Raw genomic sequence first — 21,260 nt, forward strand, 5'->3', positions numbered from 1 at the left:
CGCCAGGCTGCTTTGCGACGGCGTTTGCGAGTCAGGCGCTGCCTTTATGACGACGACGACATCTGCCCGGAAAATCCCAGCCACCGTCATCACCGGCTTCCTCGGCGCCGGCAAGACCACCTTGATCCGCCATCTGCTCGGCCATGCCAAAGGCCGGCGGCTGGCGCTGATCGTCAACGAATTCGGCGAAGTCGGCGTCGACGGCGAGTTGCTGAAAAGCTGCGGCGCGCCCGATTGCGGCGCGGACGACATCGTCGAACTGGCCAATGGCTGCCTGTGCTGCACCGTGGCCGACGATTTCCTTCCGACCTTGCAGGCCTTGCTCGACCGGCCGCAGCCGCCGGAGCATATCGTCATCGAAACCTCCGGCCTGGCCCTGCCCAAGCCGCTGGTGCAGGCCTTCGCCTGGCCGGGCGTCAAGGCGCGCAGCACCGTCGATGGCGTGATCACTGTCGTCGATGCCGCCGCCGTCGCCGAGGGCCGGTTCGCCGATGACGAGGCGGCGCTCGCCGCGCAGCGGGCGGCCGATCCCAATCTCGATCACGACAACCCGCTGGAGGAATTGTTCGAGGATCAGCTCGCCTGCGCCGATCTGGTGCTGCTGAACAAGGCCGATCTGCTGAACGCGGCGGGCCAGGCGCTGGTGCGCGCACGCATCGCCCCGCATCTGCGGCCCGGCGTCAAGGCATTGCCGGTGCAACATGGCGAGATCGCGCCCGAAATCCTGCTCGGCCTGCAGGCGGCGGCGGAAGACGATCTCGCCGCGCGCAAATCCCATCACGATGCGGAGCAAGGCGAACACGATCACGACGATTTTGCCAGCTTCGCCGTCACCCTGCCGGAGCAGCCGGCGCCGGAGGCGCTGATCGCGCGGCTTGCGCCGTTGATCGCAACCCATGATATTCTGCGGATCAAGGGCTTTGCCGCCATCGCCGGCAAAACCATGCGGCTGGTGCTGCAGGGCGTTGGCGGGCGGCTGAGCCATTATTACGATCGCGACTGGGACAGCAGCGAAACGCGGGCGACCAGACTGGTGCTGATCGGCCGGGCCGGCCTCGACGAGGCGGCGATCCGCGCGGCGCTCGAAGCCTGACGCCATACTGGGGAGACGGCGCGCGTGCATCTGCTCAATGCCATACCGGGCGGCGCGGCGACGGCGGAAGGCGCCGTCGACCTCAGGCAGTCGCCCGGCGATATCGTGGTATTGAGCGCGGCTGATAGCGAACTGGCCGCCCTGAGCGCCGCCCATGCGGCGCAGCCGCCGGATGCGCCGAGCCTGCGGCTGGCCAATTTCCTGCAGCTCAGCCATCCCTTTTCGGTCGATCTCTATGTCGAGCAGACCCTGCGCCATGCCAAGCTGGTGATCCTGCGCCTGCTCGGCGGCCAGAGCTACTGGACCTACGGCGTCGAGCGCCTGAGCGATCTGTGCCGCAGCGCCAATATCGCCCTGGCCATTTTGCCGGGCGACCGCCAGCCCGATCCCGGCCTGGACGGCTTTTCCACCATCGACGATGCCGCGCGCGATCGGCTTTTCGCCTATTTCCGCGAAGGCGGCGTCGCCAACCTGACCAATGCGCTGGCCTTCGCCGCGACGCTGATCGGCCGCGACATGGCCTATGCGCCGGCCAGGCCGCTGCCGCCCGCCGGGCTGTACTGGCCGGGCCATGCCGATCCCGACCTCGGCCTGCTGCAATCGATCTGCGCCGGGCGCGGGGCGGCGCCGCAGGCGGTGGCGGCCATCGTCTTCTACCGCGCGCTGCTGCAGGCCGGCGACGTCGCGCCGGTCGATGCGCTGATCGAAAGCCTGAGCGCGGCCGGCCTCAATCCGCTGCCGATCTACGTCACCAGCCTGAAGGACCGGCTGTCCGCCGATATCGTCTCGGCCCTGCTCGAGCAGGCGCCGCCGGACGTGATCATCAATGCGACCAGCTTCGCCGTCGGCAGTCCGAACAGGACCATCGGCCAGGGCGAGGCGGACGATCCGCTCTCGGCCTGCGACTGCCCGGTGCTGCAGGTTGTCTTCGCCAGCAATCCGGAAGCGCAATGGCAGGAGGGCACGCGCGGCCTGAATGCGCGCGATCTCGCCATCTCGGTGGTGCTGCCGGAGATCGACGGCCGCATTCTGTCGCGCGCCATCGCCTTCAAGGCGGAAGCCGAGTTCGACCGCCGCACCGAATGCAGCATCATCCGCCTGCGGCCGCGCGAGGACCGCGTGCGCTTCACCGCGGAACTCGCCGCGCGCTGGTCGCGGCTGGCGCGGCTGGCGCCGGAAGAGCGCAAGGTGGCGCTGGTGCTGGCCAATTATCCGAACCGCGACGGCCGCATCGGCAACGGCGTCGGACTGGATACGCCGCAAAGCGCCGTGCGCATCCTGCGCGCCATGAAAGACGCCGGCTATACGCTGAACGCGATCCCGGTCAGCGGCAACCGGCTGATCGAAGCCCTGCGCGAAGGCGCGACCAACGATCTTTCCGCCTTGCCGCAGCGCATCGCGCGCGTCTGCTATCCGCTGGCCTCCTATCGCCGCTTCTTCGCCGCCCTGCCGGCCGCCGTGCAGGCGGCGATCCTCGAGCGCTGGGGCGCGCCGGAGGACGATCCGTCCCTGCGCGACATGCCCGATGGCGGGCGCGGCTTCGCCCTGCCGGTGCTGCCGCTCGACAACGTCGCGGTAATGATCCAGCCGGCGCGCGGCTACCATGTCGATCCGGCCAAGACCTATCACGACCCCGACCTGGTGCCGCCGCATCATTATCTCGCCGCCTATGCCTGGCTGCGCGAGGATTTCAAAGCCGATGCAGTGATCCATTGCGGCAAGCACGGCAATCTCGAATGGCTGCCGGGCAAGGCGCTGGCGCTGTCCGCCGCATGCCTGCCGGAAGCCGTGCTCGGCCCGCTGCCGCAGCTCTATCCCTTCATCGTCAACGATCCCGGCGAAGGCACCCAGGCCAAGCGCCGCACCGCGGCGGTGATCGTCGATCATCTCACTCCGCCGCTGACGCGGGCCGAGATCTACGGCGACCTCGCCGCCCTCGAACAGCTCGTCGATGAATATTACGAGGCCGCCGGGCTGGACCGCCGCCGCCTGCCGCTGCTGGCCGACCGCATCCTGGCCGAGGCGCGCCGCATCGGCCTGGACGCCGATTGCGACATCGCGCCCGACGAGGATGCCGATGCCGCCCTGCTGAAGATCGACAATCATCTCTGCGACCTGAAGGAATTGCAGATCCGCGACGGCCTGCATGTCTTCGGCCAGAGGCCGCAGGGCGAGGCGCTGATCGATCTTCTGCTGGCGCTGGTGCGGCTGCCGCGCGGGCCGGTCGACCGCCAGAGCGGCAAGGCCGGCAATCAGTCGCTGCTGCGCGCGCTGGCCGAGGATCTGGGGCTGGGCTGCGATCCGCTCGAGGTCGATTTCGCCGCGCCCTGGACCGGCCCGCGGCCCGGTCTTCTGAAGGACATCCACGCCGCGCCCTGGCGCAGTTGCGGCGACACCGTCGAGCGGCTGGAAATCCTGGCCAAGCAGCTGGTCTCCGACCGCCGTATGCCGCATCCCGATTGGGAGAATACCCATGCGGTGCTGCACGAGATCGATTTCCGCCTGCGCCCCGCCGTGTTGCGATGCGGCCAGGAGGAGATGCAGACCCTGCTGCGCGGCCTGGAGGGCCGTTTCGTGCCGCCGGGCCCGAGCGGCGCGCCGACGCGCGGCCGGCCCGACGTGCTGCCGACCGGGCGCAATTTCTACTCGCTGGACGCCCGCGCGCTGCCGACGCCGGCGGCCTGGACCCTGGGCTGGCGCTCGGCCGATGCGCTGCTGCAGCGGCATCGCCAGGATCACGGCGAATGGCCGCGCGCCATCCTGCTCAACGCCTGGGGCACGGCCAACATGCGCACCGGCGGCGACGACATCGCCCAGGCGCTGGCGCTGATCGGCGCAAGACCCACCTGGGAGGGCGCGTCGGGACGGGTGACCGGCTTCGAGATCGTGCCGCTCGACCTGCTCGACCGGCCGCGCATCGACGTGACCCTGAAGGTGAGCGGCTTCTTCCGCGACGCCTTCCCGGCGCAGGTCGCCCTGTTCGACGCCGCCGTGCGCGCCGTGCAGGCCCTGGACGAGCCCGACTACCTCAATCCGCTGGCCGCCCGCGCCAAGGCCGAGGCGGCGCGGCTGATGGCGGAGGGCATGAGCGCGGCCGAGGCCAGGCGGCGCGCCGGCTATCGCGTTTTCGGCGCCAAGCCGGGCGCCTATGGCGCCGGGCTGCAGGCGCTGATCGACGAGAGCGGCTGGGAGACCAGCGACGACCTGGCGCGCGCCTATATCGCCTGGGGCTCCTATGCCTATGGCATGGAGGAGGACGGCGTCGAGGACCGCGAGGCCTTCACGCAGCGCCTGAGCGATGTCGATACCGTGGTGCAGAACCAGGACAACCGCGAGCACGACCTGCTCGATTCCGACGATTACTACCAGTTCGAGGGCGGCGCGATGGCCGCCGTGCGCTATGCCTCCGGCGCGCAGCCGAGCGCGTACCACAACGATCACTCGCGGCCGGAGAATCCGCGCATCCGCCGCCTGGAGGAAGAAATCGCCCGCATCGTGCGCGGCCGCGCCGCCAATCCGAAATGGATCAACGGCGTCAAGCGCCACGGCTACAAGGGCGCCTTCGAGATCGCCGCCACGCTGGATTATCTCTTCGCCTTCGCCGCCACCACGCGGCTGGTCGGCAACCATCATTTCGACCTGCTCTACGACGCCTATCTCGGCGATGCCGAGACGCGCGCCTTCATCGAACAGAACAATCCCGCCGCCGCCAGGGAGATCGCCGCCCGCTTCCAGGAGGCGATCCGCCGCAACCTGTGGCGCCCGCGCGCCAACAGCACCACCGACCTGCTTGCAAAAATGAGTGCCGCATGAAGATCAAGGACCAGGGCCTGAGCGAGGCCGAGATCAATGCCCGCGCCAACGAGAAGGCGAAGAAGCGCAAGGAAGTGCGCGATCGGATTCTCGCCACCAAGACGATCGAGAAAGGCCTGCTGATCGTCCATACCGGCAAGGGCAAGGGCAAATCGACCGCCGCCTTCGGCCTGGCGGTGCGCGCCCTGGGCAACGGCATGAAGGTCGGCATCGTGCAATTCGTCAAAGGCAAATGGGCCACCGGCGAGCGCGTCGTGCTGGAGAAATTCCCCGAGCAGGTGACGATCAGGACCATGGGCGAAGGCTTCACCTGGGAAACCCAGGACCGCGCCCGCGACATTAGGGCCGCGAAAGCCGCCTGGGACGAGGCGCAGCGCATGATCGAGGCCTGCCGGAGCGCCGGCGACGGCGGATCGGGACCGGCCCTCGACCTGCTCGTCCTCGACGAATTGAACATCGTGCTGCGCTACGATTACCTCGATATCGCCGAGGTCGTCCGCGTACTGCAGAACCGCCCGCCGATGCTGCATATCGTGGTCACCGGCCGCAACGCCAAGCCCGAATTGATCGAGGCCGCCGATCTGGTCACCGAAATGACCGAGATCAAGCATCCCTTCCAGGCCGGCGTGAAGGCGCAGAAAGGCATCGAATTCTGATATGTATCGTATCGTCATGCCCGCGGCAGCCGGCCTCGCAAGCCGCCGCCTGAACAGCGCCCCGACCGGGCGGCGGCGGCGAGAAGGATGAGGTAACGATGTTCAAGCTGGAAAAGACCGCAATCATGCTCTGCGGCCATGGCAGCCGCGATGCGCGCGCGATCGCCGAATTCGAGGCGCTGGCGCAGCAGATGAAGCGCCGCCTGCCTCAATACGACGTCGATTACGGCTTCCTGGAATTCGCCACGCCGATCATCCGCACCGGGCTGGACGCCCTGCGCGCCAAGGGCAATACGAAAATCCTCGCCCTGCCCGGCATGCTGTTCGCCGCCGGCCATGCCAAGAACGACATCCCGAGCGTGCTGAACCGCTATCAGGCCGAGCATCCGGAGGTGACGATCAGCTATGGCCGCGATCTGGGCATCGACCTGAAGATGCTGCGCGCCGCCGGCGACCGGGTGCAGCAGGCGCTGGATGCCGCCGGCGCCGGCGCGGCGCGGCATGAAACGGCCCTGGTCGTCGTCGGCCGCGGCACCTCCGATCCGGACGCCAATTCCAACATCTCGAAAGTGACGCGCATGCTGTGGGAGGGCTTCGGCTTCGGCTGGGCCGAGACCGCCTATTCCGGCGTCACCTTCCCGCTGGTCGCGCCGGCCCTGCAGCATGTCGCCCGGCTCGGCTACAGGCGCGTGATCGTCTTCCCCTATTTCCTGTTCACCGGCATTCTGGTCGAGCGCATCTACGACCATACCGACCAGGTCGCCGCGCAGCATCCCGGGATCGACTTCGTCAAGGCCGGCTATCTGAACGATCATCCCCTGGTGCTGGAGGTTCTGGAAGACCGCCTGCAGGAAATCCTCGCCGGCAGCAACAACATGAATTGCCAGATGTGCAAATACCGCGCGCAGATGCTCGGCTTCGAGGACGAGGTCGGCCTGGCGCAGGCCAGCCATCACCACCATGTCGAGGGCATCGGCACCGGGCATCACCATCACGAGCACGGCCGCGATCATCATCACGATCATCATCACGGCCACGGGCATGATCACGGCCATCACCCCTATCCCCATGCCGACCATCCGCTCGGCCCGAAGACGTTGGCAGGATGAGCGGCTTCGACTATCTGCGCGATCCCGACGCGATCTACCGGCTCTCCTTCGAGATGATCCGCCGCGAGGTGGATCTGTCGCATCTGCCGCCCGGCATCGACGAACTGGCGCTGCGCCTGATCCATGCCAGCGCCATGCCCGAGATCCTGCCCGATCTGGTATGGACACCCGGCCTGCCGCGCGCCGTGCATGACGCCCTGCAGGCCGGCAAGCCGATCCTGAGCGATGTCGACATGGTGGCCTATGGCGTGATCCGCTCGCGGCTGCCGGCCGGCAATGCCGTGCTCAGCTTCCTCAACACGGCGGAAGCGCGCGCCATCGGCCAGGCCAGGCAGATCACCCGCTCGGCCGCCGCGGTCGAGCTGTGGCCGCCGCATCTCGACAATGCCGTGGTGGTGATCGGCAACGCGCCGACGGCGCTGTTCCGCCTGCTGGAGCTGCTGGCGGAGGAAGGCGCGCCGAAGCCGGCCGCGATCCTGGGCTTTCCGGTCGGCTTCGTCGGCGCGGCGGAATCGAAGCAGGCGCTGATCGAGCATGCCGGCGGCATTCCCTTCGCCACGCTGAAAGGCCGGCGCGGCGGCAGCGCCATGGCGGCGGCGGCGATCAACGCGCTGGCGGCCTGGCGGCCCGAAGCATGAGAGGGCCGCGATGAGCAGGTGGCTCACGATCGTCGGCATCGGCGAGGACGGGCTGGATGGCCTGTCGGCGGCGGCGCGCACCCTGATCGACACGGCGGAGATCCTGATCGGCGGCGCGCGGCATCTGGCTTTCGTGCCCGACAGGCCCGGCCAGACGCGGCTCGCCTGGAGCAGCCCGTTGATGGCCATGGCCGAGCGGATCGGCGAGCATAAGGGCCGCCGCGTCACCGTGCTGGCGAGCGGCGATCCGATGTGGTGCGGCATCGGCGGCACGCTCGGCCGCTTTGTGCCGGCATCCGAGATGCTGATCCTGCCGCATGCCGGCGCGTTCTCCCTGGCGGCGGCGCGCATGGCCTGGAGCCTGGACGAGGTGGAATGCCTCACGCTGCATGGCCGGCCGCTGGAGCAGCTTGCGCTCTATCTTTATCCCGGCGCGCGGCTTTTGATCCTGAGCGAGAATGGCCGAACCCCGGCGGCGGTCGCCGCCTTCCTGGCCAGGCGCGGCTTCGCCAGCGCCGAGATCACCGTGCTGGAGCATATGGGCGGACCGCAGGAAAACGTCAAAGCCGGCCGCGCCGATCCCTGGCCGCATCCCGCTTGCGCCGATCTCAACACGCTTGCCGTGCAGCTTCGCGACGGGCCGGGCCTGAGCCGCCTGCCCGGCCTGGACGACGATCTCTATCTGCATGACGGGCAGATCACCAAGCGCGAGGTGCGCGCGGTGACCCTGGCCAAGCTGGCGCCCTGCCCGGGCGATCTGCTCTGGGATGTCGGCGCCGGCGCCGGTTCGGTCGGCATCGAATGGCTGCGCAGCCATCGCGCCAACCGGGCGATCGCCATCGAGCAGAACGAAAGCCGGCGCAGCAACATCGCGCAGAATGCGGCGGCGCTGGGCGTGCCGCAGCTCGAAATCAGGGCCGGCAGCGTGCCGGCGGCGCTGGACGGCCTGCCGGCGCCGGACGCCATCTTCATCGGCGGCGGCATCCTGACGGATGGCCTGGTCGAGCGCTGCTGGAACGCGCTGAAGCCGGGCGGGCGGCTGGTCGCCAATGTGGTGACGATGGAAGGCGAAGCGGCCGTCGCGGCGGCGCGGCGCGCCTATGGCGGCGACCTTGCGCGGCTCGGCGTGCAGCGCGCCGAACCAGTCGGCCGCTATCATGGCTGGTACGCGATGATGCCGGTCACGCAATGGAACACCGTGAAGGAATGAGTCCGGTATGAGCGGAAAAGTCTTCGGCCTCGGCATCGGCCCCGGCGATCCCGAGCTGATCACGGTGAAGGCGCTGCGCCTGTTGCGCGCGGCGCAGATCGTCGCCTATCCCGCGCCCGAAGAGGGCGAAAGCCTGGCGCGCGGCATCGTGGCGCCGCATCTGCCCGGCGGGCAGATCGAGATCGCCATCCGCATGCCGCTGGCCGCCGAGCGCTTTCCCGCCCAGGCGGTCTACGACAAAGCGGCCGCCGAACTGGGCGCGCATCTCGATGCCGGCCGCGACGTCGCCGTGCTCTGCGAGGGCGATCCGTTCTTCTACGGCTCGTTCATGTATCTGTTCGGCCGCATGGCGGAACGCTACCCGGTCGAGGTGGTGCCCGGCGTCTCCTCGCTGACCGCCTGCGCCGCCGCGCTGGGCCATCCTCTGGCGGCGCGCAACGACGTGCTGAGCGTCATCCCGGCGCCGCTGGACAACGACGCCATCGCGGCGCGCCTGGCGGCGAGCGACGCCGCCGCCATATTGAAGCTCGGCCGCCACGGCCCGCGCATCGTCGGCCTGCTCAAGCGGCTCGGCCTCGCCGGCCGCGCGCATTACATCGAACGCGCCACCATGGCGACGCAGCGCATCCTGCCGCTGGAACAGGTGACGCCGGAAAGCATTCCCTATTTCGCCATGATCCTGATCCACAAGCAGGGCGAAGCCCATTTCAGGGAGCCGGCGCGATGAACGGAAAGCCCGCTCTCGTCCTGCTCACGCCGCAGGCGCGGCCGGCGGCGCAATTGCTGATGCAGGCCTTCCCGGCCTGGGAGGCCTATGCGCCCGACGATGCCGCCCTGCCGCATGCCCTGCCGCTCGGCAAGGCGGCCGACACCATCGCCGTGCTGTTCGGGCAGGGCCGGCCGGTGATCGGGCTATGCGCCGCCGGAATTCTCATCCGCGCGGTGGCGCCGCTGCTCGCCGATAAGACGCGCGAGCCGCCGCTGATCGCCGTCGCGCAGGACGGCTCCAGCGTCGTTCCGCTGCTCGGCGGCCATCACGGCGCCAATCTGCTGGCGCGGCGCATCGCCCATCTGCTGCAGGGCCATGCCGCCATCACCACCGCCGGCGATCTCGCCTTCGGCCTCGGCATGGACGAGCCGCCAAAGGGCTATGCGCTGGCCAATCCGGAGGATGCCAAGGCCTTCATGGCGGCCCTGCTGCGCGGCGGCAAGGTCAGACTGGACGGCGACGCGCCCTGGCTGGAGCGCAGCAACCTGCCCTTCGATCAGGAGAAGGGCGCGCTGCGCATCGCGGTGACGCACAGGGCCGAAGAGGGCGGCGCGGCGAAGCTGGTCTACCATCCGCGCGTCCTGAGCATCGGCGTCGGCTGCGAGCGCGGCACCTCGCCGGTCGAGCTGATCCGCCTGGTGCAGACCACGCTCGACGCGCATGGCCTGGCGCGCGAGGCGATCGCCGGCCTGTATTCGCTCGATCTGAAATCCGACGAGCCGGCGATGCAGGAACTGGCGCGCTGGCTGGACGTGCCGATCCGCTTCTTCGATGCGCAGAGCCTGGAACGCGAAACGCCGCGGCTGGCCAATCCCTCCGCGACGGTCTTCGCCGAGGTCGGCTGCCATGGCGTCGCCGAGGCCGCCGCGCTCGCCGCCGCCGGGCCGCAGGCGCGGCTGATCGTGCCGAAGGTGAAGGCGCAGCGCGCGACCTGCGCCATCGCCCTGGCGCCGGCGCCCTTCGACGGCGCGGCCTGCGGCCTGCCGCGCGGCGCGCTGCATGTCGTCGGCACCGGGCCGGGCGATGCCGGCCGGCTGACGCCGGAAGCGCGCGCGGCGCTGAGCGAGGCGAGCGACTGGGTCGGCTATGGCCTGTATCTCGATCTCTATCCCGAACTGGCCGGCGGCAAGAGCCTGCACCGCTTCGAACTGGGCCAGGAGGAGCAGCGCGTGCGCGCCGCGCTCGATCTGGCCGCAGGGGGCCGGCGCGTGGCGCTGGTCTGCTCGGGCGATCCCGGCATCTATGCGATGGCAACCCTGGTCTTCGAGCTTCTGCAGGCCGAGCCGGCGCGCCGGGACTGGCAGCGCATCGCCATCGAGGTGCTGCCCGGCGTCTCCGCCATGCAGGCGGCGGCGGCGAAATCCGGCGCGCCGCTGGGCCACGATTTCTGCGCCATTTCGCTGTCCGACCTGCTGACGCCGCTGGACATGATCCTGCAGCGCGTGCAGGCGGCGGCGCAGGGCGATTTCGTCGTCGCCTTCTACAATCCGGTCTCGCAGCGCCGCAAGGAACAGCTGGCAATGGCGCGCGACATCCTGCTGCAGCATCGCGCGGCCGGAACGCCGGTGGTGCTGGCGCGCAATCTGGGCCGCGAGGGCGAGCGCATCGCGCTGACCACGCTGGGCGAACTCGATGTCGGGAAGGTCGACATGCTGACCGTGGTGCTGGTCGGCAGCAATGCAAGCCGCGCGCTGGAACTGCCCAATGGCCGCCGCTTCGTCTATACGCCGCGCGGCTACGAGAAGAAGCGCCAATGAGCGGCGGCAGCCCATGACGGTTCATTTCATCGGCGCCGGGCCGGGCGCGCCGGACCTGATCACCCTGCGCGGCGCCGAACTGATCCGGCGCTGTCCGGTCTGCCTCTATGCCGGCTCGCTGGTGCCGCAGGAGGTGGTCGCGCTGGCGCCGCCGGATGCCCGCGTGATCGACACCGCGCCGCTCAACCTCGACGAGATCATGGCCGGGATCCAGGCGGCGCATGCGCAAGGCCTCGACGTCGCCCGCGTGCATTCGGGCGATCCCTCGCTCTACGGCGCCATCGCCGAGCAGATCCGGCGGCTCAAGGCGCTCGGCATTCCCTACACGATCACGCCGGGTGTGCCGGCCTTCGCCGCCGCCGCCGCCGCCCTGCAGACCGAGCTGACCCTGCCGGAGATCGCGCAATCCGTTGTGCTGACGCGGACGGCGATGAAATCCTCCGACATGCCGCCGGGCGAGACGCTGGAGAATTTCGCCCGCACCGGCGCGACCCTGGCGATTCACCTCTCCATCCGCAATATCCGCCATGTGGTGGCGGCGCTGACGCCGCATTACGGCGCCGATTGCCCGGTCGCCGTGGTGGTGCGCGCAAGCTGGCCGGACCAGCAAATCATCCGCGGCGCGCTGCACGACATCGCCGCCCAGGTGCGGGCGGCGAAGATCACGCGCACGGCGCTGATCCTGGTCGGCCGCGTGCTGGCCGAGGACGCCGCGTTCCGCGACAGCGCGCTGTACGATCCGCAGCATGTGCATGTGCTGCGGCCGGGCAGGAAGGCGAAGAAGGCAAAATCCTGATCGCTCATTCCCGCGTCAGCGGCGAACGCAACCTCTACACCGCGTTGATATTGATCCAGGCGAGCGCGGCGCCGACCGAATCGAGCACCTCGCCCGGCGGCAGCGGCGGCCGTTCGATCATCAGCACCGGCAGGCGCAATTCGGCGGCGGCGGCGATCTTGCCGGCGGCGCCGCCGGAATTCTTGGTCACCAGCAGATCGATGCCGTGCTTCTGCATCAGTTCCTTCTCGGCCTCCGGCGCGAACGGTCCGCGGCCGAGCACGAGCTCGCCGGGCGGCAGCGGCACGCCGCCATCGTCCGGCGGATCGATCATGCGGCTAAGGAACCATTTGGCGCCGCCGTTGCGCGCCGCGCCGTCCGCTATGGCCTGGCCGAGCGGAACGAACGCGCCGATCTCCTGGCGGCCGAGCGTGAGGAAGATGCGCTGCGCCGGATGGAAGCGCAGGAAGATCGCCGCCGCGGTGACGCTCGGCATCATGGTCCAGCGATCGCCCGGCGAGGGCGCCCAAGGCGGCCGCACCAGCTTGGCGCGCGGAATGCTGGTTTCGGCGCAGGCGCGATAGGCGTTGTTCGCCATCTGCGCCGCAAAGGGATGCGTCGCGTCCAGCACCAGATCGATCGCCTCGTTGATCAGAAAGGTCGTCAGCCCCGGCACGCCGCCGAAGCCGCCGACGCGCACCCGGCCGGGCGGCAGCACCGGATCGCCGGTGCGGCCGGCCAGCGAGGAAATGCACTCGACGCGGCCATGGCCGTCCAGCTCGCGCGCCAGCCGCAGCGCCTCGCCGGTGCCGCCGAGCAGCAGAAGTTTGCGTTTCCTAGCCATTTTCGCCTTCCGTGTCGCAGCGGCCTACGATATGGCCCGCCCGGTCGATGGCGACAACGTCGATGGCGATTTGCGCCGGCGCGGCGATGGCGCGCGCGGTGCGGGCGGCCCTGGCCGCGACATGATCGCCGAGCGGCAGGCCGGCGGCCTGCGCCAGTTCCAGCACCTCCAGCGCGGTATTGGCCTTATACGCCCGCTGCAGCAGCGCGGCATCGGCGCCCAGTTCGCCCAGCCAGGCGGCCAGCTCCCCGCGATCCACCTGGCTGCGGCCGGAATGCAGGTCCATCTGGCCCTGCGCCAGCTTGACCAGCTTGGCGAAGCCGCCGCCGATGGTCAGCCGCGGCACCGGATGCCGGCGCAGATATTTCAGCAGCGCGCCGGCGAAATCGCCCATGTCGAGCAGGGCCAGCTCGGGCAGGCCATGCAGCTTCTGCACGACGGCTTCCGAGGTCGAGCCGGTGCAGCCGGCGACATGCGTCAATCCGGCGGCGCGGGCGACATCGACGCCGCGATGGATCGAATGGATCCAGGCCGAGCAGGAAAACGGCACGACGATGCCGGTGGTTCCCAGGATGCTGAGGCCGCCGAGGATGCCGAGCCGGGGATTCCAGGTCCGCTTCGCCAGTTCCGCGCCGTTCGCCACGCCGATCTCGATCTCGACATCGCCGGGATCGCGATGCACCGCCGCCAGCTCGCCGACCACGGCGCGCATCATCTGGCGCGGCACCGGATTGATCGCCGGCTCGCCCGGCGGCAGCGGCAGGCCGGCGCGGGTGACGATGCCAACGCCTTCGCCCGCCCGGAACACCACGCCGGCGCCCGCCGGCGCGCGGCGCACGCGGCTCGTGATCAGCGCCTGATGCGTCACGTCCGGATCGTCGCCGGCATCCTTGACGATGCCGGCCTCGGCCCAGGCGCCGCGCTCGTCCTCGCCGCGGCGCTCGACGGCCAGCGCGAAGCTCGGCTGCTCGCCCTTGGGCAGCGTGATCTGCACCGGATCGGGAAAATCGCCGGTCAGCAGCGCCGCATAGGCGGCCTTGGTGGCGGCGGTGGCGCAGGCGCCGGTGGTCCAGCCGCGCCGCAGCGCGCCCAGCGGCGGCGTCATCTCGACAGAGCTTTGTGACATGGCCGGGAAGTATACACGTTGGGCCCTGCGGTGTACCTTGCCGATATGCAGCTTCCTTCGCTCGACATGCCGTCCTTTCCGCCCGGCTGGGTCTGGCTGGTCGGCGCCGGGCCCGGCGATCCGGGACTTTTGACCCTGCATGCGGTGAACGCCCTGAATCAGGCCGACGCCGTGATCTACGACGCGCTGGTCGGCGAGGAGATCCTGCGCTGCGCGCCGCAGGGCGCCGTGCTGGAATATGCCGGCAAGCGCGGCGGCAAGCCCTCGCCGAAGCAGCGCGACATCTCGCTGCGGCTGATCGAGCTGGCGCGCCAGGGCAAGCGCGTGCTGCGGCTCAAGGGCGGCGATCCCTTCGTCTTCGGCCGCGGCGCCGAGGAGGCGCTGGCGCTGCGCGAGGCGGGCATTCCCTTCCGCGTCATCCCGGGCATTTCCGCCGGCATCGGCGGGCTGGCCTATGCCGGCATTCCGCTCACCCATCGCGACACCAATTCCTGCGTGACCTTCCTGACCGGCCATAACGCCAGCGGCGAGGTGCCGGAAAGCCTCGACTGGGAGGCGATGGTGCGCGCCTCGCCGGTGCTGGTCATCTACATGGCGATCAAGCATCTCGACCGGCTGGTCGCCAAGCTGCGCCATGCCGGCCTGAGCGACGAGCGCCCGGCCGCCCTCGTCTCGCACGCCACGTTACCCGGCATGCGCGTGCTGACCACGACGCTGGGCCGCGCCGCCGACGATGCCAGGGCCGCCGGCATCGAGCCGCCGGCGCTGTTCGTGATCGGCGAGGTCGTGGCGCTGCGCGCGGCGATCGGCGCCGGCGATCCGTCGGCACAGCCTTCACCGGCATCATGTCTGGCAACGGGGTGAGGCGCGGCCTCGTCATCGCGGCGCCCGCCTCGGGCAGCGGCAAGACGATCGTCACCCTGGCGCTGATCCGTCTGCTCGCCCGCGAGGGCCGCACCGTCGCCTCGTTCAAGACCGGGCCGGACTATATCGACGGCGCCTTCCACCATGCCGCCAGCGCCGGCCGGCCCTGCTGCAATCTCGACATCTTCGCCATGCGGCGCGAGACGCTGGCCGCCGCGCTGGCCTATGGCTGCGACGATGCCGAGCTGATGATCGTCGAGGGCGCCATGGGCCTGTTCGACGGCGCGGCGAATGGCGAGGGCTCGACCGCCGACCTCGCCGCGCTGCTCAGGCTGCCGGTCGTGCTGGTGATCGACGCGGCGCGGCAGAGCCAGTCGGTGGCGGCGCTCACGCATGGCTTCAGGAGTTTCCGTCAGGACGTGACGATCGCCGGGCTGATCCTCAACCGCGTCGCCTCGACGCGGCACGAAACGCTGCTGCGCAATGCGCTGGCGCCGCTGCAGCTGCCGGTGCTGGCCGCGCTGCCGCCGGAAGGCGATCTGGCACTGCCGAGCCGCCATCTCGGTCTGGTGCAGGCGCAGGAGCGCACCGGGCTCGATTTCTTCCTCGACGGCGCCGCCGACTGGCTGCATCGCCATCTCGACCGCACCGCGCTCGAACAGGTGCTGCAGCCGCCGCAGCCGCCACCGGCGCAAAGCTTCGCGCCGCTGCCGCCGCTCGGCCAGCATATCGCCATCGCCCGCGACGACGCCTTCGCCTTCGCCTATGCGCATCTGCTGCAGGGCTGGCGCGAGCAGGGCGCCGCCTTGTCCTTCTTCTCGCCGCTCGCCGACGAGGCGCCGGCCGCCGCGGCCGATGCGGTTTTCCTGCCCGGCGGCTATCCCGAGCTGCAGGCCGGCCGGCTGGCCGGCAATGCCCGGCTGCTGCAAGGCCTGCGCGATGCGGCGGCGCGCGGGGCGGCGATCTATGGCGAATGCGGCGGCTACATGCTGCTGGGCCAGGGCCTGACCGATGCCGACGGCGTGCCGCACCGGATGGCCGGCCTGCTGCCGGTCGCCACCAGCTTCGCGCAGCGCCGGCGCCATCTCGGCTATCGCTGCATCGTTGCGCTGGCCGATACGCCGCTCGGCCCGGCCGGCAGCCGCTTCCGCGGCCACGAATTCCATTATTCGACGCAGAGCGAAACCGGCGCCGCCGCGCCGCTGTTTCGCGCCAGCGATGCCGAGGGCAACGATCTCGGCCCGCTCGGCGCGCAGGCCGGCCGCGTGTTCGGCAGCTATCTGCATCTGATCGACCGGGAGTGAGCGCCCGCCATCCCTCGTCATGGCCGGGCTTGCGCCGCCGCTGGCAAGATTGCTTGCAAGAGCGCCATCTGCCCCGGCGCCGGCTGGACCCCCGGAATGAATCCGGGGGTGACGATTTTTTGTAAGGCGCGCCCTGCGAATACGGATCGCCGCCACGGGAAGCGGCTCGCACTCCGTCGTCATGGCCGGGACGGGCCCGGTCCTGCCGTTTTTTTGCGACGGCCCGCCTGCTAGCATCGGCGCCGATTCGCCCTGGTTAACCAATCCTTACCCAGTTTGCTTTATGCCAGCCGCCATGCCGATGCGTTTGGTCCTGTCGCTCTGTTTCGCCCTCGCCGCAGTCATGGCCGTGCCGCCCGCTCTGCGCGCCGCCGCGGCGGAAGCAGCCCCCCAGGCCGCGTCCGATATCCGTCCGCAGGCCGCCGCCGGCCGGGATGCGCCAGAGAAAGCGGCGCAGGAGAAGGCGGCGCCGGAGAAAAAGGACGACGAGCCCCGGCTCGGCAGCGATTCCGGCCTGCCGCTGCCGCGCTTCGTCAGCCTGGCCGCCGACAAGGTCAATGCCCGCACCGGCCCCGGCGCGCGCTATCCGATCGCCTGGCAGTACCAGCGCCGCTGGCTGCCGGTCGAGGTGGTGGCGGAATACGAATACTGGCGCAAGATCCGCGACCATGACGGCACCGAGGCCTGGGTGCACAAGAATCTCACCTCGGGCAAGCGCTACGCGCTGGTCGACGGCACGGTGCGCGCGCTCTACGGCAAGCCCGACGCAAATGCGGAGATTCTGCTGACCGCCGAGCCCGGCGTGGAGGCGCGCCTGCGGCGGTGCCCCAATCTCGCCTGGTGCGAGGTCGAGATCGCCGGCACCCGTGGCTGGATGCCGCGCGGCTATCTGTGGGGCGTCTATCCGAACGAGATTTTCGACTAGGGCGGACGCGAAGAAAAGCGCCGCGGCAAGATGGCGTTCAGGCCGCGCCGAGCAGCCGGTTGAGGCCGCGCATCATCGACGGATTGCCGAGCATGTCGGCCAGAGTGTAGCGGTCGAGCACGGCGAGAAAGGCCTCCACGGCTTCGCCGAAAGGCTGCTTGAGCCGGCAATTGGGCGCGATCAGGCAGGTATTGGTGGCGCGGTCGAAGCATTCCACCAGGGTGAAATTGTCCTCCGTCGCGCGCACCACCGCGCCGACGCGGATCGCCTCGGGCTTCTGCCCCAGCATCAGGCCGCCGTTGCGGCCGCGCTGGCTGTCGACGAAACCCTGCTGCGTCAGCGTCAGCGCCACCTTCATCAGGTGATTGCGCGAAATGCCGTAGCTTTCGGCGATCTCCTCGATCGTGCAGCGGCGGTCGGCATGCAGGCCGAGATACATCAGCAGCCGCAGGGCGTAATCGGTATGAAGCGTTAAGCGCATGGGATCGGGTCCGGGGGCGGGCTGGTGCGACAATTCGTGCATCTAATTTACTTGATATCGGCTCGCCACTCAATATGATGCATATAGTTTACCTCTTTAGCGCCGCCTGTCGTCTCAACCCTGCGAAGTACAGCCATGACCTATGTCGTCACCGAGGCCTGCATCAAGTGCAAGTACATGGATTGCGTCGAAGTCTGCCCGGTCGACTGCTTCTATGTCGGCGAGAACATGCTGGTGATCAATCCGGACGAGTGCATCGATTGCGGCGTCTGCGAACCGGAATGCCCCGCCGAAGCCATCGTGCCGGACACCGATCCGGCCGCCGGGCCCTGGATGGGCCTGAACCGCGAATATTCCGCCAAATGGCCGAACATCACCCGCAAGGGCACGCCCCCGGCCGATGCCGATGCGTGGAACGGCGTGCCGGACAAGTTCGCCCAGCATTTTTCACCTGAACCCGGAGAGGAAAAACCATGAAACACGAAACCGACCTGCACAGCCAGAATGCCGCTCCCGTCCTGCTGGCCAACGACCGCTACGACAGCCTGCCGGTCGGCGTCTTCGGCCTCATGGCCGCCGCCTACGCGATGATGATGCTGATCTACTGGCTCACCTTCCGCAGCCACACGGAAAGCGCGATGATGGTGGCGATCAGCGCCTTCTTCGTGGCGGTGTTCTTCGGCACGCCGTGGCTGATGGCGCGCCAGGGCGAGGCCTTGACGCGCAAGCGCCATGGCGGCCAGGCCGCGCCGCGCCTGTCCGATTTCCTCTCCGGCGAGATCGCGACCTGGACCGGCCCGATGAGCGGCTGGAGCGCCGTCATCCAGGTGCTGCTGATTCCGGTCGGGCTGGCCTTCGGCGTGCTCGGCATCTGCCTCGCCATTGTGGCGGCGCGCTGAGCGGAGCATCATCATGGGCATGGCGGCACCGCTGACACAGACCCCGGATCCCTCAGCCGCGCGGCGCTGGGCGCCCTTCGCGCTGGGCTTCCGGCCCTTCTATCTCGGCGGAGCCGCCTGGGCGCTGCTGACGCTGCCGCTCTGGCTGGCGTTTCTTGCCGGCCATCTCGACCTGCCGATGGCCGATCCGCTCGCCTGGCATGCGCATGAGATGCTGTTCGGCTTCGCCGCCGCCATCATCGCCGGCTTCCTGTTCACCGCCGTACGCAACTGGACCGGCAACGAGACGCCGCGCGGCGCCTGCCTGGCGGCGCTGGCGGCGCTGTGGCTGGCCGGCCGCGTGCTGCTGCTGGCGGCGCCCGGCTGGCCGGCGGCGGTCGTCGATCTGGCCTTCCTGCCGGCCATCGCCATCGCCATCGCGCGGCCGATCCTGGCGATGACGCCGCCCAAGGGCAAAGGCCGGCCCTGGATGCCGGTCGTCATCCTGAGCCTGCTCACCTTCGCCAACCTGCTGCTGCATCTCGGCATGCAGGGCGTGCTGGAAAACGGCCGCGCGCTCGGCCAGTCCGTCGCCCTGGGCGCCGTCGCCATGCTGATCGCGATCATCGCCGGGCGCATCGTGCCGAGCTTCACCATGACCGCCGCGCAGGTGATAGTGCCCGTCGCCAAGGGCCGCGACCGCGCCGCGCTCTGGGCGCTCGGCATCGCCATCGCCCTCGACGTCGCCGCGCAGCTGATCGCCGTTCCCGCCCTGCTGCTGGCCGCCGCCAACGGCGTTGCCGCCCTGTTGCATTTCGCCCGCCTGCAGCAATGGCGCAGCCACAGGGCGCTGCGCATCCCGCTGCTGGCGATCCTGCATATCGCCTATTTCTGGCTGCCGCTGGCCTTCGCCTTGCGCGCCCTGGCGGCGCTCGACCTGGTGCCGCCGGCCATGGCCGTGCATGCGCTCGGCATCGGCGCCATGGCCGGCATGATGCTGGCGATGATGACGCGCAGCGCGCTCGGCCATACCGGCCGCAAGCTGAAGGCCGGGCCGATCGAAATCGCGGTCTACGCGGCGATCATGCTGGCGGCGCTGCTGCGGCTCTGCGCCGCGCTGCATGCCGAATGGCAGATGCCGCTGCTGAGCGCGGCGGGGCTGGCCTGGGAGGCGGCGTTCGGGCTGTTCCTGCTGCGCTATGCGCCGATCCTGCTGCGGCCGCGCATCGACGGGCGGCCGGGCTGAACCGTCCTGGAAAGCCGGCAGCCAAGTGTTGACGTAACCGGAAAGACACCCCATCTGGAACGGGCGATCGCGTATATCGAGCAGACCATGGCCCAGCACGACGAGACCGACAGCACCTACGAAGAGCGCCAGGCGCGCCGCGCCGCGATTTCGCCCGGCGGCAATGCCGGCGTGGACGAGGCGATGATCAAAGACGTGGTGCACAGCTTCTATGGCCGCATCCGCGCCGACGAGGTGCTGGGCCCGATCTTCGACGGCGTGATCGGCGACAACTGGGATCACCACCTGGCCAAGATGTGCGATTTCTGGTCGTCGGTTCTGCTGATGACCGGCCGCTATGCCGGCCGGCCGATGCCGGCGCATGTGAAGATCGATGTCGGCGGCGGCGAGGGTCTGGCGGATGCGCATTTCGCCCGCTGGCTCGGCCTGTTCCGGCAGACCGTGGCCGAGCGCTGCCCGCCCGCGGCGGCGGCCCTGTTCGAGGACCGCGCCCAGCGCATCGCCGCCTCGCTGCTGATGGGCGTGAAATTCAGCCGCGGCGAAACGCCCGACTGGCTCGGACCGGTGAAGAGCGCCCCGGCTTAGTAATACCGGCTCAGTACAGCCGCGAGCGATAGCTTTCCTGCAGATTGGCGTCGGCGGCTGCGGCATCGACGCCGGCGATCTGGTCGGCCAGCACCTTGCCCAGCGACGGAAAGGCCGTGCGCGGCACCTGCCGCTCGGCATTCCACAGCTGCGAGCGGATCAGCGCCTTGCCGCAATGAAAGAAGACCTCGCGCACCGCGATTTCGAGCGCCGAGGCCGGCGCCTTGCCCTGCACCGCCATCGGCGCGAGCCGCGCGGCATCGGCGACGATCCTGGCCTGGCCGTTGACCCGCAGGGTCTCGTTGATGCCGGGCACCATGAAGAGCAGGCCGACGGCGGGATTGTGGGTGATGTTGCGTAGGGAATCGATCAGGTTGTTGCCGCGCCGATCGGGCAGCAGCAGGGTTGCGTCGTCCTCGACATGCACGAAGCCAGGCGCGTCGCCGCGCGGCGAGGCATCGGCGCCCTCCGGGCCGCAGCTTGCCAGCACGACGAAGGGCGAGAGCGCGATGAAGGCGCGGGCATGCTTGTCGAGCCGAGCGAGCTTCTTCTTCCGCACCAGGTCGTAGGGCGCGGCGTAGCAGCCGCGCAGGTCGGTTTCGTTGGACAGAACGGTCATGTCGGGACTCCTTACTGCACTACCGTGCCGGGTCCAGAATGGCGCGTTCCGTTTTCAAAGAAAAGCCGCGCGGCCCGCCGCAACATCCGAATCTGCGGCATCCGCCATGCCGCAATCCGGTGCGGCATAGCGCGCGCCGGCACGCGCGCGCAGGACGGATTTTGCGAGGAGCCTCGTTCCCGAAGATCGTCACCCTCGGCGCCAGCCGAGGGTGCATGCGGCAGTTTTTGCCGCGCGGAGGGCTGGGATGGATGCTCGGGCTGCGCCCAAGCATGACGACCTTTGAAAGCCTTCCCGACAGCCGCGCCCGGCAGCCTCTCGGGGAGGATGGGACGAAATCAGCGCTCGTCCTCGTATTTGGGCGTGATGATGTCGATCAGTTCGGCGACCATGCCATGCGGCGGCGGGCGGCCGCTGCCGGCGAAGGCGTCGTCCGCCTGCAGCCAGGCGAAAGCCTCGGCCAATTCCGCTACCGTGGCGCCCGCCGAGACGATTTCGCTGACCACGGTATCGTCGGCCGGCCCGAGTATCGAAATCACCTCCATCCGGGTCATCGCAATCCCATCCC

The 21,260-nt window shown here is 69.4% G+C and carries 21 protein-coding genes; 16 read left to right on the top strand and 5 right to left on the bottom strand.

The features are described 5' to 3' along the window. Positions 1-46: 46 nt before the first annotated feature. The 9 genes from cobW (at position 47) to cobM (ending at position 11,841) form a co-directional block, all read left to right on the top strand. The gene (gene cobW, locus VF194_RS12090) at positions 47-1,093 is read left to right on the top strand and encodes a cobalamin biosynthesis protein CobW (protein WP_330891308.1); all 1,047 of its coding nucleotides are present in this window, start codon (positions 47-49) and stop codon (positions 1,091-1,093) included. 24 nt (positions 1,094-1,117) lie between these two features. Continuing rightward, positions 1,118-4,906, top strand: a complete 3,789-nt coding sequence (gene cobN / locus VF194_RS12095) for a cobaltochelatase subunit CobN (protein WP_330891309.1) — start codon at positions 1,118-1,120, stop codon at positions 4,904-4,906. After that, positions 4,903-5,562 (top strand): cob(I)yrinic acid a,c-diamide adenosyltransferase, encoded by a 660-nt coding sequence (gene cobO, locus VF194_RS12100; protein WP_330891311.1) that lies wholly within the window; start codon positions 4,903-4,905, stop codon positions 5,560-5,562. Before cobN ends, cobO begins: the two co-directional genes overlap by 4 nt. A 98-nt stretch (positions 5,563-5,660) precedes the next feature. Beyond that, on the top strand, positions 5,661-6,671 hold the full coding sequence (locus VF194_RS12105; RefSeq protein ID WP_330891313.1) for a sirohydrochlorin chelatase: 1,011 nt from the start codon (positions 5,661-5,663) through the stop codon (positions 6,669-6,671). Further along, positions 6,668-7,309 (top strand): precorrin-8X methylmutase, encoded by a 642-nt coding sequence (locus VF194_RS12110; RefSeq protein WP_330891315.1) that lies wholly within the window; start codon positions 6,668-6,670, stop codon positions 7,307-7,309. The genes VF194_RS12105 and VF194_RS12110 overlap by 4 nt, the downstream gene beginning before the upstream one ends. A 10-nt stretch (positions 7,310-7,319) precedes the next feature. Then, positions 7,320-8,519, top strand: a complete 1,200-nt coding sequence (gene cbiE / locus VF194_RS12115) for a precorrin-6y C5,15-methyltransferase (decarboxylating) subunit CbiE (RefSeq protein WP_330891317.1) — start codon at positions 7,320-7,322, stop codon at positions 8,517-8,519. Between the two features lie 7 nt (positions 8,520-8,526). Next, the gene (cobI, locus tag VF194_RS12120) at positions 8,527-9,246 is read left to right on the top strand and encodes a precorrin-2 C(20)-methyltransferase (protein WP_330891319.1); all 720 of its coding nucleotides are present in this window, start codon (positions 8,527-8,529) and stop codon (positions 9,244-9,246) included. Further along, a complete protein-coding gene (gene cobJ / locus VF194_RS12125) occupies positions 9,243-11,045 on the top strand; it encodes a precorrin-3B C(17)-methyltransferase (protein ID WP_330891321.1) in 1,803 nt (600 codons plus the stop codon). The genes cobI and cobJ overlap by 4 nt, the downstream gene beginning before the upstream one ends. A 13-nt stretch (positions 11,046-11,058) precedes the next feature. Then, the gene (gene cobM, locus VF194_RS12130; protein ID WP_330891322.1) at positions 11,059-11,841 is read left to right on the top strand and encodes a precorrin-4 C(11)-methyltransferase; all 783 of its coding nucleotides are present in this window, start codon (positions 11,059-11,061) and stop codon (positions 11,839-11,841) included. A 34-nt stretch (positions 11,842-11,875) separates the two neighbouring features. On the opposite strand, the gene VF194_RS12135 is transcribed toward cobM, so the two are convergent. Next, positions 11,876-12,664, bottom strand: a complete 789-nt coding sequence (locus VF194_RS12135; protein ID WP_330891324.1) for a cobalt-precorrin-6A reductase — start codon at positions 12,662-12,664, stop codon at positions 11,876-11,878. Further along, positions 12,657-13,769, bottom strand: a complete 1,113-nt coding sequence (locus tag VF194_RS12140; RefSeq protein WP_330891453.1) for a cobalt-precorrin-5B (C(1))-methyltransferase — start codon at positions 13,767-13,769, stop codon at positions 12,657-12,659. Before VF194_RS12140 ends, VF194_RS12135 begins: the two co-directional genes overlap by 8 nt. Before the next feature lie 66 nt (positions 13,770-13,835). On the opposite strand from VF194_RS12140, the gene cobA reads away from it, so the two are divergent. The 3 genes from cobA (at position 13,836) to VF194_RS12155 (ending at position 16,883) form a co-directional block, all read left to right on the top strand. After that, on the top strand, positions 13,836-14,654 hold the full coding sequence (gene cobA / locus VF194_RS12145) for a uroporphyrinogen-III C-methyltransferase (protein ID WP_330891326.1): 819 nt from the start codon (positions 13,836-13,838) through the stop codon (positions 14,652-14,654). After that, positions 14,636-15,958, top strand: coding sequence for a cobyrinate a,c-diamide synthase (locus VF194_RS12150; RefSeq protein WP_330891328.1), 1,323 nt, complete (start codon positions 14,636-14,638; stop codon positions 15,956-15,958). Before cobA ends, VF194_RS12150 begins: the two co-directional genes overlap by 19 nt. Before the next feature lie 295 nt (positions 15,959-16,253). After that, a complete protein-coding gene (locus tag VF194_RS12155) occupies positions 16,254-16,883 on the top strand; it encodes an SH3 domain-containing protein (protein ID WP_330891330.1) in 630 nt (209 codons plus the stop codon). Between the two features lie 37 nt (positions 16,884-16,920). On the opposite strand, the gene VF194_RS12160 is transcribed toward VF194_RS12155, so the two are convergent. After that, the gene (locus VF194_RS12160; RefSeq protein ID WP_330891332.1) at positions 16,921-17,364 is read right to left on the bottom strand and encodes an Rrf2 family transcriptional regulator; all 444 of its coding nucleotides are present in this window, start codon (positions 17,362-17,364) and stop codon (positions 16,921-16,923) included. Between the two features lie 135 nt (positions 17,365-17,499). Here VF194_RS12160 and fdxA point away from each other — a divergent pair, with 135 nt between their 5' ends. The 4 genes from fdxA (at position 17,500) to VF194_RS12180 (ending at position 20,073) form a co-directional block, all read left to right on the top strand. Beyond that, positions 17,500-17,841, top strand: a complete 342-nt coding sequence (gene fdxA, locus VF194_RS12165; protein WP_330891334.1) for a ferredoxin FdxA — start codon at positions 17,500-17,502, stop codon at positions 17,839-17,841. After that, entirely contained in the window at positions 17,838-18,263 is a 426-nt protein-coding gene (locus VF194_RS12170; protein WP_330891336.1) for a hypothetical protein, read from the top strand. Before fdxA ends, VF194_RS12170 begins: the two co-directional genes overlap by 4 nt. 13 nt (positions 18,264-18,276) lie before the next feature. Next, the gene (locus VF194_RS12175) at positions 18,277-19,488 is read left to right on the top strand and encodes an NnrS family protein (RefSeq protein ID WP_330891338.1); all 1,212 of its coding nucleotides are present in this window, start codon (positions 18,277-18,279) and stop codon (positions 19,486-19,488) included. A gap of 87 nt (positions 19,489-19,575) precedes the next feature. After that, entirely contained in the window at positions 19,576-20,073 is a 498-nt protein-coding gene (locus VF194_RS12180; RefSeq protein WP_330891340.1) for a group III truncated hemoglobin, read from the top strand. Positions 20,074-20,083: 10 nt separating this feature from the next. On the opposite strand, the gene VF194_RS12185 is transcribed toward VF194_RS12180, so the two are convergent. Further along, positions 20,084-20,692 (bottom strand): pyridoxamine 5'-phosphate oxidase family protein, encoded by a 609-nt coding sequence (locus VF194_RS12185; RefSeq protein ID WP_330891342.1) that lies wholly within the window; start codon positions 20,690-20,692, stop codon positions 20,084-20,086. Between the two features lie 338 nt (positions 20,693-21,030). After that, positions 21,031-21,246: a hypothetical protein gene (locus VF194_RS12190; RefSeq protein WP_330891344.1), complete on the bottom strand. Its 216-nt coding sequence runs from the start codon at positions 21,244-21,246 to the stop codon at positions 21,031-21,033. Between the last annotated feature and the right edge of the window lie 14 nt (positions 21,247-21,260).

The organism is Ferrovibrio sp. (assembly GCF_036381655.1).
Classification (GTDB): Bacteria; Pseudomonadota; Alphaproteobacteria; order Ferrovibrionales; family Ferrovibrionaceae; genus Ferrovibrio.

What these genes read in the sequence shown, in the direction of transcription:
- VF194_RS12170 (WP_330891336.1), top strand. Translation starts at nt 17,838, where the DNA reads ATGAAACACGAAACCGACCTGCACAGCCAGAATGCCGCTCCCGTCCTG.
- cobA (WP_330891326.1), top strand. Translation starts at nt 13,836, where the DNA reads ATGCAGCTTCCTTCGCTCGACATGCCGTCCTTTCCGCCCGGCTGGGTC.
- cobO (WP_330891311.1), top strand. Translation starts at nt 4,903, where the DNA reads ATGAAGATCAAGGACCAGGGCCTGAGCGAGGCCGAGATCAATGCCCGC.
- VF194_RS12180 (WP_330891340.1), top strand. Translation starts at nt 19,576, where the DNA reads ATGGCCCAGCACGACGAGACCGACAGCACCTACGAAGAGCGCCAGGCG.
- VF194_RS12105 (WP_330891313.1), top strand. Translation starts at nt 5,661, where the DNA reads ATGTTCAAGCTGGAAAAGACCGCAATCATGCTCTGCGGCCATGGCAGC.
- cobJ (WP_330891321.1), top strand. Translation starts at nt 9,243, where the DNA reads ATGAACGGAAAGCCCGCTCTCGTCCTGCTCACGCCGCAGGCGCGGCCG.
- VF194_RS12110 (WP_330891315.1), top strand. Translation starts at nt 6,668, where the DNA reads ATGAGCGGCTTCGACTATCTGCGCGATCCCGACGCGATCTACCGGCTC.
- VF194_RS12185 (WP_330891342.1), bottom strand. Translation starts at nt 20,692, where the DNA reads ATGACCGTTCTGTCCAACGAAACCGACCTGCGCGGCTGCTACGCCGCG.
- cobM (WP_330891322.1), top strand. Translation starts at nt 11,059, where the DNA reads ATGACGGTTCATTTCATCGGCGCCGGGCCGGGCGCGCCGGACCTGATC.
- VF194_RS12175 (WP_330891338.1), top strand. Translation starts at nt 18,277, where the DNA reads ATGGGCATGGCGGCACCGCTGACACAGACCCCGGATCCCTCAGCCGCG.
- fdxA (WP_330891334.1), top strand. Translation starts at nt 17,500, where the DNA reads ATGACCTATGTCGTCACCGAGGCCTGCATCAAGTGCAAGTACATGGAT.
- VF194_RS12140 (WP_330891453.1), bottom strand. Translation starts at nt 13,769, where the DNA reads ATGACGCCGCCGCTGGGCGCGCTGCGGCGCGGCTGGACCACCGGCGCC.
- VF194_RS12160 (WP_330891332.1), bottom strand. Translation starts at nt 17,364, where the DNA reads ATGCGCTTAACGCTTCATACCGATTACGCCCTGCGGCTGCTGATGTAT.
- VF194_RS12190 (WP_330891344.1), bottom strand. Translation starts at nt 21,246, where the DNA reads ATGACCCGGATGGAGGTGATTTCGATACTCGGGCCGGCCGACGATACC.
- cbiE (WP_330891317.1), top strand. Translation starts at nt 7,320, where the DNA reads ATGAGCAGGTGGCTCACGATCGTCGGCATCGGCGAGGACGGGCTGGAT.
- VF194_RS12135 (WP_330891324.1), bottom strand. Translation starts at nt 12,664, where the DNA reads ATGGCTAGGAAACGCAAACTTCTGCTGCTCGGCGGCACCGGCGAGGCG.
- cobI (WP_330891319.1), top strand. Translation starts at nt 8,527, where the DNA reads ATGAGCGGAAAAGTCTTCGGCCTCGGCATCGGCCCCGGCGATCCCGAG.
- VF194_RS12150 (WP_330891328.1), top strand. Translation starts at nt 14,636, where the DNA reads ATGTCTGGCAACGGGGTGAGGCGCGGCCTCGTCATCGCGGCGCCCGCC.
- cobW (WP_330891308.1), top strand. Translation starts at nt 47, where the DNA reads ATGACGACGACGACATCTGCCCGGAAAATCCCAGCCACCGTCATCACC.
- VF194_RS12155 (WP_330891330.1), top strand. Translation starts at nt 16,254, where the DNA reads ATGCCGATGCGTTTGGTCCTGTCGCTCTGTTTCGCCCTCGCCGCAGTC.